Annotated in this window: 7 protein-coding genes and 3 pseudogenes; all 10 read right to left on the minus strand. The window is 73.7% G+C overall.

The genetic code is table 11. The features are described from left to right. Nucleotides 1-3: 3 nt before the first annotated feature. Nucleotides 4-1,173, minus strand: coding sequence for a protein kinase (locus Q3Y56_RS27235; RefSeq protein WP_304464441.1), 1,170 nt, complete (start codon nucleotides 1,171-1,173; stop codon nucleotides 4-6). Continuing rightward, entirely contained in the window at nucleotides 1,170-2,162 is a 993-nt protein-coding gene (locus Q3Y56_RS27240; RefSeq protein ID WP_304464442.1) for a serine/threonine protein phosphatase, read from the minus strand. Before Q3Y56_RS27240 ends, Q3Y56_RS27235 begins: the two co-directional genes overlap by 4 nt. A 107-nt stretch (nucleotides 2,163-2,269) precedes the next feature. After that, nucleotides 2,270-3,496: a hypothetical protein gene (locus tag Q3Y56_RS27245; protein WP_304464443.1), complete on the minus strand. Its 1,227-nt coding sequence runs from the start codon at nucleotides 3,494-3,496 to the stop codon at nucleotides 2,270-2,272. 64 nt (nucleotides 3,497-3,560) lie between these two features. Continuing rightward, entirely contained in the window at nucleotides 3,561-5,804 is a 2,244-nt protein-coding gene (locus tag Q3Y56_RS27250) for a hypothetical protein (protein WP_304464444.1), read from the minus strand. 131 nt (nucleotides 5,805-5,935) lie between these two features. Next, nucleotides 5,936-6,331, minus strand: a complete 396-nt coding sequence (locus tag Q3Y56_RS27255; RefSeq protein ID WP_304464445.1) for a hypothetical protein — start codon at nucleotides 6,329-6,331, stop codon at nucleotides 5,936-5,938. 129 nt (nucleotides 6,332-6,460) lie between these two features. After that, complete coding sequence (locus tag Q3Y56_RS27260; RefSeq protein ID WP_304464446.1) at nucleotides 6,461-6,754, minus strand: hypothetical protein; 294 nt, start codon at nucleotides 6,752-6,754, stop codon at nucleotides 6,461-6,463. Nucleotides 6,755-6,825: 71 nt separating this feature from the next. Then, nucleotides 6,826-8,619, minus strand: a pseudogene (gene treZ, locus Q3Y56_RS27265) (malto-oligosyltrehalose trehalohydrolase); the annotation flags it as partial. Between the two features lie 96 nt (nucleotides 8,620-8,715). Then, nucleotides 8,716-9,651 carry a GNAT family N-acetyltransferase gene (locus Q3Y56_RS27270; RefSeq protein WP_304464447.1) on the minus strand — a complete coding sequence of 312 codons (936 nt, stop codon included), beginning with the start codon at nucleotides 9,649-9,651 and terminating at the stop codon, nucleotides 8,716-8,718. Between the two features lie 213 nt (nucleotides 9,652-9,864). Next, nucleotides 9,865-10,469, minus strand: a pseudogene (locus tag Q3Y56_RS27275) (response regulator). Nucleotides 10,470-10,681: 212 nt separating this feature from the next. Next, nucleotides 10,682-12,027, minus strand: a pseudogene (locus Q3Y56_RS27280) (sensor histidine kinase). Between the last annotated feature and the right edge of the window lie 33 nt (nucleotides 12,028-12,060).

Raw genomic sequence — 12,060 nt, forward strand, 5'->3', positions numbered from 1 at the left:
GGGTTACGGCTTGCGGCGGGTACCCAGGTTGATCCGCACCCGGGACGTCCTCGGGGCGGCCGGCTTGGGCTCCTCGGAGGGAGCCGGGGCCGCCGGGGGGTCGGAAGGGGGTGGCGACGCGGTGGTACGAGGAGTGCCGGTGCCCTTGAGGTTGGCCCCCCGGACCCGGCTCGTACGCGGCGCGGACGCGTCGCCCTCCGCACCACCCGACGTCGTGCCCGCGGACTCCGCTGCCCTGGAGGCCGCCGGCTTCGGCTTCACGGTGCCCGGGCGGCGGTGCTGGAGCGCGCACACCTGGTGGTCCTTGAGCGTCCCCAGGTAGGTGGCGATCCGCGGCCTGCGCCCGGGGGAGCGCGCCGTCATGGCCCGGATCAGGCCCCGCAGGGAATCCGAGAGCCGGGGGTCGATGGCCAGGTCCTCGCCCGCGTTGACCGCGTCGGCGGGGGACCCGTACCGGTCGGCGTATCCGGGGGCGGCTCCCGTCACGTAGTAGTGCGTCATCAGTCCCAGCGCGAAGATGTCCACCGCCGTGGTCAGGTGCTCCGCCTGGACCGCCTCGTCCTCCTGCACATAGCGGCGCCACTCCGGCGCGCCGTACAGCGAGTCGCCCGCGATGTCCTGACGCCCGGGGGGACGGCCGGAGAGGTAGGAGTCGTCGAAGTCGATCAACTTCGCGGTGTGGAACGCGGCACCGTCCCGCTTCTGCACCAGCACGTTGAGCGGCTTGAGGTCGCCGTGCACCACATCGATGTTGTGCAGCAGTTGCAGGCTCAGGCCGAGGGTCTTGAGCAGCACCGCCTTCTGACGGGGCTCCAGTGCCTGCGGCTTGTCGATGCTGGAGGTGTCGATCCGCTCGGTGACCTTGTAATACGTGCTGCCCTCGTGGAAGAAGTCCGTCGCGAGGACGAGGTTGCCGCCGCCGGGAGTGTCCGGCCGCAACTGCCTCATGATGGCGCGGTGCCGGTCCTCGAACTCCTTGCACACCTCCATGCGGATACGGCGGCTCGCCGCGCTCGCGGTGGACCCCTCACGAGGCCGCTTGGGCTCCAGGAACCGTTTCAGGAAGAACTCCTGGCCCCCCTTCTCCGCGAAGGCCCACATGCACTTGCCGCCATTGGCGTTGGTCGGCTCACTGATGACGCGGTATCCCGCGATCACATCGCCCTGTTTCATATCCGCTCCTCCGGCAGCGGCGGCAGGTAGGTCTCGTAGTCGGTGCGGTACGCCTGCCAGGCCGCGTCCTGCCAGCCGCGCGTCTCGGCCGCCGTGGCGGCCGCTGGTGGCCTGGTGCGTGCGTAGTGCTTCGTCATCGTGTCGTGGCGGTCCGCGAAGGCGGCGCGGATCTGCGAGAGGTCCCGGTAGCCGAGGGCGACCAGGGCCAGCGACGCGTCGTCGGCGGTATACCCCTGCACCTCCCGGCGGAGCAGGTCGGCCCACTCGACCGGGGTGCGCGCCCGCATCAGCGTGTCCAGCAGCAGCCACTCGAAGTCCCCGGGGGTCTGGACGTACCCGAAGAAGCCGTCGGTGGCCGCCAGGAGCACACAGGGCAGCGGGAACGCCATGCGCTGGCTGTCGATCTCGAACTCCCGGTCGGCGCAGACCGAGTTGGTCATCGGCGGATCCGACCGGAGCAGCTTGAGGGCGTCGTGCTCCTCCGTGTGGTCACGCGTGAGGACACACAGCCCCCGGTCGGGCCGCAGCGTGTACGCACGCGAGTCCCCGGCCCACAGCGCCTGGCACTCCGCCGATTCGCCGCGCAACTCATACCGCACGGCCGCCAGGGTGGTGGGCAGCTGCCGGCGCATCCTGCCCACGATCTTGCTGCGCCGCTGCGGCGCGGACGACAGGAAGTACTCCAGGTAGTCGCGCAGTTGCCCGGGGGCGTTGTCCTGGTCCTCGGCGACCACGTCATGGAACCAGCAGTCGGTGGCCAGCCTCGCCACCCGTGAACCGACCCAGGCGCCGGTCCGCGTCTCCCCGTCGGGGGCCTGCCAGACGGGCGACGAACCCGAGCCGCCCGAACCGTCGAAGACCGCGACCAGGCCCTGGGCGGTGCCGAAGTGGTGGGCGACGAAGGGCTCGGCGTCCTCGCCCCGTCCCGGGACCCGCTCGGTCCACACGACGGCGCCCTGCAGACCAGGTCCTTCGTGTCCCCAGATCATCCGCGGCGGTAAGTTCCGGCCTGCCGGGCCGGCCGGGGGAGCGGGGAGTCCACCGGGTGCTCCGGTGGCCGCCTCGGTGTCGGGACGGGCAGTGCCATGCTGTGCGGTCATCGTGGCTCCTCGCCTGTTCCCGTACCGCCGGGCGGACGCTTGGCCGTCCCCCGCACCCGGCTCACCCGCCCCGGCGGTGCCGGGTCCGAAGGCCGCGGGGGCGTGGCCGCGGGCGTCGGCGGCGCGGGCGGCGGGGGCGCGTCCGCGAACCGCGGCGCCGGTGCGGGATCCGCCGGTGTCGGGGCGGGGTCCGTCAGCGTCGGGGCGGGGTCCGCGGCGGGTACGGGTTCGTCCTCGGGTGGAGGGCCGTCCATCCGTGCCGGTCGCGGCCGGACCACGTCGCCCCGCAGCGTCGGGTGCGCCGCCGGGGACGGTGCCGCCTCCGGCGTCTCCGGTTCCGGAGCGGTGGCCCGGCCCGCGGCCAGCGCGCCCCGCAGACGCCCGCGCCGGGGCCCGCCGAAGGGCGCCCCACCGCCGTCGCCCAACACCTCCTCCACCACCGCGCGTTCGAGCTCCGCCTGCTCGAAGGGCTCGCGGTGGGCGTCGCCGCGCTCCAGCACCATCCGCATGGCCTGGAGCCGTGCCTCCCGCTTGTCCGCCTCGCCCTTCTCGATCCAGGCGAGTGCGGCGCGCGCCCCCTCCTTCTCCATGATCTCGGCGATGAGCCCCTCGACGCCCTCGTCGCGGATCAGGTCCAGATGCCGGTCGCGGCGCATCCCGTCGAGCCGGGTCTCCCGTACGACGTCCCGGTACGCGCGCCCGCTCGCGGCGATCTCGTCCTCGTCCACGAGCAGTTCGACCCGGATGCCGCGCAGCCGCACGGCCGAGTCGCCCGTGAAGTCGCGAACCGCGGCGTTGAGCGCCTCCTCGGCCTCGTGGAAGTGACCGATGTCGTACTCCCGCGCGACCCTCCGCAGCATGCCGCGGAGGTGTCCGTACAGTGCGCCGCTCATGTCCCTGATGCCCCGCGCCACCACCTCGGCGGGGTCCGCGACCCGGCACACCACGTCCACCCGGCTGCGGAACGAGAAGGTGGCATCCCGGCTGAGCAGGGCGATGTCGAGGATGAGCCGGTGCTCGGTCATATCGACCGTGTACACACTCTGGTAGGCGCCGAAGCGCGCCGCGGGTATCTCCTCGCCGGGCCGGACCGTCAGCGCGGCGCCGCTGTCCGGGACCAGCACCAGAGCCCTTCCCGGGGCCGGCGGCCGGAGCGGGTTCAGCAGCCGCCAGCGCGGCAGTGGCTGGCTGTCCAGCACCGGGTCGTACGTCAGCTCCTCCACAGGCATCTCCTCACACGGGCACTCTCGGTATGCGGTCCGGCCTCCGGGACACCCGGTCACCGGATCAGCCCGACCGGTCCACGGCGCTGTACAGCGACGCGGAGTGCCGGGACGGGTGTTCCCGGTCGTCGGCCCATTTCATGAGCCACCACAGCAGGCGTTCCCGGTGCTTGCCGGGCCTCCGGGCGATGTCCACGAGCAGCGCGCGCACGTCGTCCAGGGCGCCGGGACAGCGGTCGGTGTAGTCGTCGATCCATCGCCGCAGCGCGTCGAGCGCCGGGTCCTGCACCGGCTTGCGGGCGAGCGCGCGTGCCCAAAGCTCCGCCAGCCGCGCGGAGTGTTCGGACAGGCCGCTCAGCAGCAGCGGCACGCCGGGCACCGCGCCCCGCGGAGGCTCGGCACCCGCCGCGGCGCTCTCCTGGTACGGCTGGGACACCGCGAAGACGAACGCCGACAGGGTCTTCACCACCATCGGCGAGAGATCCTGCGGCGCGGACCAGTCCAGGTAGGCGTCCAGCACGTGGCCGGCCCGGCCCTGGTGGAGCAGGTGCACCCCGCCCCACGCGACCGGGGTGAGCGTGCCCCAGTCGTCCCGGCGGTCGAGCGCGGTGCGCAGCACCTCCAGCGCGCGCCGGGGCGCCTTCCTGCCGAGGAGCCCGCCGACGGCGTTCGCCGCCGTACCGGCCACCTTCCGCTGGTGCGCGCCGACGCCGCCGCTCGCCCACTCACGCAGCAGCTCCCAGACGGCCTCCGCCGTCTCCGGCCTGCTGCCGGCCACGCCGAGCGCGGTCGCCGCGGCCTGCCGCACCGGCCACGAGGAGCTGCCGGCCCAGGACTTGAGGAAGCGGTGCGCCGCGTAATGGTGGTCGGCCCACACCAGCACTCCGGCCGCGACCGCCGCACGTGCCCGTACCTCCAGATCGCTGTGGACGAGCAGACCGCGCAGCCAGCCGAGCACGGCGTCCCGGCGGCCGTCGAGGGTCGTCCAGGCGTAGGCGAGGACCACCTGGCGCAGGAGGCCACTGCGGAAGCGCACACGCGGTGGACCGGCGGTGGTGCCGTCCCTCGTGGTGACCACTTCGATCCACGGCTGCTCGTGTCGGAGCCGCTCCCGGAAGCGGACGTCGGGCGGTGCCTCTTCGGTCGGCGTCAGCGCGCGGCGTAAGGCGATGGCGGCGTCGGCGACGGTGAGGTAGCTGCTGTCCTCCAGCACGGCCGCGGCGAGCGCGAACGCGAGGGACTCCGGCTCGCGATGACGGCTGAACCAGGTGGCCACCTGGTCGCTCGGATCACGCAGCGCGGCCACCGCCGCGGGCAGGTCGCCGTCGGCGGTGATGACCGAGGCCAACCGCACCGCGTGCGCGGGCGACAGGCGCTCACGCAGGGCCGTCGCCGCTCCGGACCTCTCCAACAGCGCGTGCAGCTCGTTCCGTGCCTCGAGGGCCGCACCGTGTCCCAGCACACGGAGTTCCACGACGGCCACCGGATCCACCGCGGCCAGTCGATGGCGGGCGACCGGTCCCGCGCCGGGCCCGGAGGCGGCCACATCGAGATCGTGGCCGCCCACAAGCACCAGATGACTCCGCGCGGCCTTCAATCTGGCGACCGCTCCGGCTATCCCGCGCAGCCCGGCCGCGCCCAGCGGCTGCCTCCCCGGGCCCGCGTCGTCGAGCACGGCGAGATACCCGCTGTTCTCGGCGGGGGGCACCCAGTCGGGGGAGACGATCACCGAGGGGTCGAGGACACGATGGCAGGCGCCGTCGGCGCTGCCGCTCACCGCCATCGCCTCGGCGAGGAGGTTCACGGCGGCCGCCTCCCGGCCACTGCCCGGCGGTGCGGTCAGCACCAGCAGATGCTGCTCGCAGAGGGCGTCCAGCGCTGCGGCGTAGCTCTCCGGGTGCACATACAGCTCGGTGTACTCGGCCAGTTCCGTCTCGTCGAGTGGAACGGTGGCGCCGGCCCCCGGCGGCGGTGGCGCGGCCCGGCCGCCGGTGTGGAAGCCCCCGCCGAAGCTGACGGACTCGTTGAACAGGGCCAGGGTGCCGATCCGGGTGCCGGAGGAGTCGGCGTTCAGCCGCTCGGCGATGAGATCGGCGATGGCGCTCGCCCGTACCGCCTCGGAGCGCTCGGCGTCGTCCTGACCGCCGCCCTGCGTGAGGTTGCGCAGGGCGTCCGACTCGCTGACCGGGCCGTCGCCGTCCTCGTCGGCCGGGCTCGGTTCCGCCTTGGCGCCCTTGTCCGCGGTGGCCGGGGCGCCGGCGGGCCCGGCACCGGGCGGTGCCTCGTCCGCCGGTGGTTCCTCGCTCATGAACTCGTGATCTCTAACTCGTGATCTCTAACTCGTGATCTCTAACTCGTGATCTCTCACTCGTGATCTCTCACTCGTGATCTTTGCTTCGTGATCCCTGATGCGTGGACGCTCGCGCTGTTCCGGTGCCGTCAGGAGATGTTCCAGTCGCCCTTGATCTCGACCTTCTCGTTGAAGACCTGGGCGTTCTTGATGACCGCGGCGTTGACCTGAGCCCCGCCGCCCTGCGCCGCCACCGCTTCGTCGATCAGTCGGCGCACGTCCGACTCGAAGTCGCGGTCGCGCAGCATGTGGGCGTGCAGCATCCGCTGCAGCAGCTCCCGCGCGGCGTCGTCGTCCGGGCTTTGCTGTACGCGGTCGAGCGCGCCCTCCGCGTCGCCGTCACCCCGGAAACGGGCACGGATCCGCTCGATCAGCCGCGTGCCGCCGCTCCAGCCCGACCGGCCTGCTTCCTGGCCCGCAGACTCCAGCGCTCCCTTGACCACGAGCGCGACCCCGGCCGCCGCGGCGGCAGTGATGGGATCCATGTGTCCCCCCGTTCCCTCATGGATGCGGGCCTCACGCTAGATGAGCTCTGTGTTCACCGCTGTACGTTGCGTGACTACGGCCGAAAGTCGCCGATGGTGGCCTGATCCGGCTGCCGAGGAGGTGATCGGTCAGCCCTGCAAGGTCGCCAGGCCCTTCTGGAGGTCGTCGTAGTTCATCACCGGCTGGAAGGTGACCTCCGCGTCCAGTTCCTCGAAGAGCGGCTCCGCGATGGCGGGCATCTGCGAGGACTCCTTCATGTCGAAGACGATCAGGATGGCGCGGCGGCCGCCGATCGGGGTGAAGTAGGCGCACTCGGGCTTGAGCTCGTCCATGATCTTCTTCAGGGACGCGGGCATGGTGCCATTCCTGATGGCCTCGTTGCCGGCCTCGGTGTGGATCCGTGCGGTGAGCAGCGTACGCATGGCGGTCACTCCTTCGGCCGCGCCGCCACGCCCCGGTGCCCGGTCCGCGCACGCACGAAGGCGCGGGCGCGTCACCTTCCAGCGTCCTGCCCAGGTGCCGGGTCCGCAAGAACGGCCGCCGTCTCGGCGGGCAGCAGCACGGCGCCAGCCGGGTCCGGCGCGGCCACCGGCCGCCACGCGGCGACCACGCGCGCCCCGGCGGACTCCGGGCCCAGCGGGAGCGCGGCGGGCCGCGGGCCCAGGTTGACGGCCACGTGGAAGGGGCCGCGGCGGAAGTGCACCGCGCCCTCCCGTCCGGCCGTCAGCGCTCCGTACTCCCAGCCCGGATCGGACAGCGCCGGCTCACCGCTGCGCAGCGCGATCAGCCGCCGGTACCAGGCGAGCAGCGAGACGTGCGGCTCCCGGCCGGGTTCCGACCAGTCCAGGCAGGAGCGGTCCCGGGTGGCCGGATCCTGCGGGTCCGGCACCTCCGCCTCGGCCCAGCCGTGGGCGGCGAACTCGCGGCGGCGGCCGGTCCGTACGGCCTCGGCCAGCTCCGGGTCCGTATGGTCGGTGAAGTACTGCCACGGCGTGCGCGCCCCCCACTCCTCGCCCATGAACAGCATCGGAGTGAACGGCGCGCACAGCACCAGCGCGGCGGCGCAGGCCAGCCGTCCCGGGGAGCAGTCGGCCGACAGCCGGTCGCCCTGGGCCCGGTTGCCGACCTGGTCGTGTGTCTGGGCGTAGCCGAGCAGCCGCGCCGCCGGCGTGGCGCGCCGGTCCAGCGGCCTGCCGTGCGCGCGGCCGCGGAACGAGGAGTACGTGCCGTCATGGAAGAAGCCCGAGGCCAGCGTCTTGGCGAGGGCCGCGGCCGGATCGGCCGCGAAGTCGGCGTAGTAGCCCTGTGACTCCCCGGTGAGCGCCGTGTGCAGCGCGTGGTGGAAGTCGTCGTTCCACTGCGCGTGCAGCCCGTGGCCGCCCGCCTCCCGCGGGGCGGTGGTGCACGGGTCGTTCAGGTCGGACTCCGCGATCAGGAACCGCGGTCGGCCGGTCCTGGCCGCGAGCCGGTCCACGGCGGCGGACAGCTCGGCCAGGAAGTGCTCGGCACGCGTGTCGCACAGCGCGTGCACGGCGTCCAGCCGCAGCCCGTCGACGCCGTAGTCGCGCAGCCACGCCAGCGCGCTGCCGATGAAGTACGCCCGCACCTCGTCCGAGCCGGGCGCGTCCAGGTTGACCGCCGCGCCCCAGGGGGTGTGATGGGTGTCGGTGAAGTACGGGCCGAAGGCGGGCAGGTGGTTGCCGGAAGGCCCCAGATGGTTGTGGACCACGTCCAGGACGACGCCGAGTCCGTGCCCGTGCGCGGCGGCCACGAAGCGCCGGAGGCCGTCCGGGCCGCCGTACGGCTCGTGCACCGCCCACGGGGCGACCCCGTCGTATCCCCAGCCGTGCCGCCCGGGGAACGGGCACACCGGCATCAGCTCCACATGGGTCACCCCCAACTCCGCCAGATACGGCAGCCGTTCGGCGGCGGAGTCGAAGGTGCCCGCGCGGGTGAAGGTGCCGATGTGCAGCTCGTACAGCACCGCGCCCGCCAGCGGTCGCCCGGGCCACTCGCCGTCCTGGCTGAACCCGGCAGGGTCCACGACCGCGCTCAGCCCGTCCGGGCCGTCCGGCTGGCGGCGGGAGCGCGGATCGGGCAGCGGCCGTCCGCCGTCCAGCGCGAAGCCGTACCGCGAGCCGTGGCGCGCGGCGGCGTTCGCCCGCCACCAGCCGGTACGGTCAGGGTCGCGCTCCATGGGGTGCGTGGTGCCGTCCACATGGAGCACGACCCGGTCGGCGTGCGGTGCCCAGACCTCGAACAGCACTGACGTCACCTCATCTGCGGTCGCCCGGCATCCCCCACCATGCTGGGGGACGCCGGGCGGGAGCGCAGCAGGACGTCGGCGACTCCAGGCGCCGGTCCGGGCCGATGTGGCGGGGCGTCAGACCAGGTCGATCTTCTCCTGGGCGACGGGATAGCCGGCCTTCGCGAAATGGGCCGCCATCGGCGTGTTGCCCTGGTCGGTGGCGGCGGCGATCCGCGTCGCCCCGTGGGAGACCAGATCATGGGTGCACTCCACGAGCAGGTCGTAGGCGTAGCCGTGACCGCGCTGCTCCGGTACGACGCCGATGAAGCCGACGCAGGGCCCCGCCGGGTTGTGCGCGGGCACGTGGATGCCGACGAGGTCGCCCTGCGGGGTGTAGGCGAGCCGCCACCACGCGCGGGGTGAGGGGAACCAGTGGAAGAACTCCAGGTTCTCCCGCACGGCCGCCTCCACGCCCGACTCGGCGATGGTCCGGCGGTCGTGCGCGTCGAGGGTGCCCTGGTGGACGCGGCGCAGCACATCCGCGATCGCCGCGTCGTCCGGCTCCGGGCGGAACTCCAGGCGGCCCGGCCGCTCCGGCAGCCCGTCGCCCGTCGTCCACTCGTACCGGAAGCGCTCCACCAGCGGCGTCAGACCGGCGGCGGTCGCGGCGTCGATGCGGGACCGGGCGGCGGCCCGCACCGCGGGCTCGTCGCGCCAGCCGGGCGGCAGCAGCAGGCTGTACTCGGCGCGCAGCGGTGCCGTACGCAGCAGCCGCACGGCCGCGTCGGCCTCGCCGTCGGCGAAGTCGAACCAGTCCAGGGCCTTCGGTTCGGTGTCGTCGGGGCCGCCCCACCAGGCGGCCCGGGCGACGACCCGGTCACCGCGCAGGGCGACCCAGGTCCACTCCGGGCGGTACTCGCCGCCCGCCTCGCGCGTGGCGTAGGTGTGGCCGAGGTACGCACGGCCGACCAGACCGGGGTCGGGGAGGGTGTGGAAGAGGTGCGCCTCGTGTTCGGTGAGCGCGCGGATGACCAGGTCGGTCGCGTCGATCTTTTCGATCGGTTCGGTCATGAGGATGAGGATCCTTCCGGGAGATGACGCGCTCCCGGATCGGTGAGGATCGGTGGTCAGTGATCGGTGAGATCAGTGACGGGACGCCCGGAGGGTGGGGCGGGAGCGCTCAGACGGGGTGACACACAGGGTGTTCATCGCTCTCGCCTCCTTCCGGCTCTGCTCACGGGCGTCATCGCACCGTAGACGCGCCAACGTCCTGGTGTCCAGCGATTATTCGCCGCCGTCGAGCAGCCCCGCGTCGTGGGCGAGGAGCGCGATCTGCACCCGGTTGTTCAGGCCGAGCTTGGTGAGGACGCGCGACACGTGTGTCTTGACCGTCGGGATGCTCATGAACAGCTCCGCCCCGATCTCGGCGTTGGACCGGCCATGGCCCACCGCCACCGCGACCTCGCGCTCCCGCTCGCCCAGCCCGTCCAGCAGCCGCCGGGCACGGTCCCGCCGCTGGTCTCGCCCCGACCCGGCCACGTGGGCGATGAGCTGCTGTGTCACGGCCGGGGACAGCACGGGGTCGCCCGCCGCCACCCGTGTCACGGCCGCGACGATCTCGGCGGGAGGGGTGTCCTTGAGCAGGAAGCCCGCCGCCCCGGCGCGCAGCGCTCGCAGCACATGCTCGTCCGCGTTGAACGTGGTGAGGACGACGACCTCCGGGGGTTCTCGCGGCGGCGCAGTGTCTCGGTGGCCGACAGCCCGTCCACCGTCGGCATGCGGATGTCCATCAGCACCACGTCCGGCGCGTGCCGGTCCACCAGCGCCGCGACCTCGCCGCCGTCGGCCGCCTCGGCGACGATCTCGATGCCGGGCGAACCGCCGAGCATGAGCCGCAGCCCGGCCCGTACCAGCGGGTCGTCGTCAACGAGCAGCAGCCGGACGGGGGTGGGGGAGGGCGACGGGGCGCCGGTGGCGGACGAGGGGCCGGGGGCAGGGGAGGGCGACGGGGCGGAGGGCGAGGCCGCGGGCGGGGCGATGGATGAAGGCGAGGTCACGGACGGGGCGGCGGGCGACGGCGTGGACGCGTCGGCGGAGGCACTCATGCGGGCCACGGTAGCCATGCGTGGAGCCGGAAGGCCCCGTCCGATGCCCGCCCGCATTCCAGCCGCCCACCGGCCAGCGCCGCCCGCTCCGCCAGACCGGTAAGGCCCGCCCCGGCGCCGGGGATGGCATCGGCGGGTGCGCCGCCGGCGCCGTGCGCCCTGCGCGTGGTCGCACAGAGCACGGTGGCGGTGCCAGTGCCGGCCTGTCCCGCGCCGGGCGCGGCTACGGCGGCGGGGGCGGGGTCGGGGGCACCGTCCGGGGCAGGGAGCGGGTTGCGAACCTCCACCCGCAGGCCCTCGCCCGGCGCACCCGCCACCGTGACCGTCACCTCGGCTCCCGACGCGTGCTTGCGCGCGTTCGTCAGGCCCTCCTGCACGATCCGGTACGCCGTACGCGCCGTGCCGCCCGGCACCGCGGGCGCTCCCTCGTCGGCCGGGGCCTGCCGCAGGGTCACCCGCATACCCGCCTGCCGGGACTCCGCCACCAGGCGGGGCAGGTCAGCGAGCGTGGGCTGCGGCCGCTCCGGCGGCCCGTCCGCCGACTCCCCGACCGGCGCCCGCAGCACCCCGATCACCTCGCGCAGATCCTGCAACGCCGCGTGCGCGCTGCCGCGTATCACCCCGCGGCCTGGGCCACCTCCTCGGGCGAGGCGTCCGCCCGGTACTCCAGCGCGCCCGCGTGCACGCTCAGCAGCGACAGACGGTGCGCCAGGACGTCATGCATCTCGCGGGCGATCCGCTCCCGGGTCAGCCGCTGGGCCTGCTCGGCGCGGAGCGCGGCCTCCGCCTCCGCTCGCCGGGCCCGATCCCGCAGTGACTCCAGCAGCTGTCGCCGCGAGCGTACGAACAGGCCCCAGCCGATGACGCAGCCGTAGATGATGGCGCCGAACACCATGGAGGTGGCGAAGTCCAGCTCCGGGTCGTCGCGCAGCAGCCCGCCGAGGACGGAGAAGCCCATCGCGCCCGCGCCGACGAACGCGGTGGTGCGCGGCGGCCGGTGCACCGCGACCGTGAACAGCGCCACCAGCAGCGGTCCGATGACGAAGTGCGAGACGGCCGAGACCGGCAGCAGCGCGACCGCCAGCCCCACCGGGTGCCGTCGGCGCAGCCACAGCGCGGCGCAGCCCAGCACGCCGCCCACCGCCAGGTCGGCGAACATCTGGTCGTCGGATACCGCGGGGTCACGGTCCACGGGCCCGGACGTCGCCACGGAGAACGCGGCCGCGGCCGTGCAGCAGGCGGCGTCGACGGCCCAGTCGCGGGCCGTGCGGCGCGGCCCGCGCCGTGCCGCGGAGCCGGTGGTTCCGTCGTCGGTCGTTGTCGCTGTTCCCGAGCCGTCCATGCCGTCGAATCTACTGACCGCTCGGGGGATACG

It is taken from the genome of Streptomyces sp. XD-27 (assembly GCF_030553055.1).
Classification (GTDB): Bacteria; Actinomycetota; Actinomycetes; order Streptomycetales; family Streptomycetaceae; genus Streptomyces.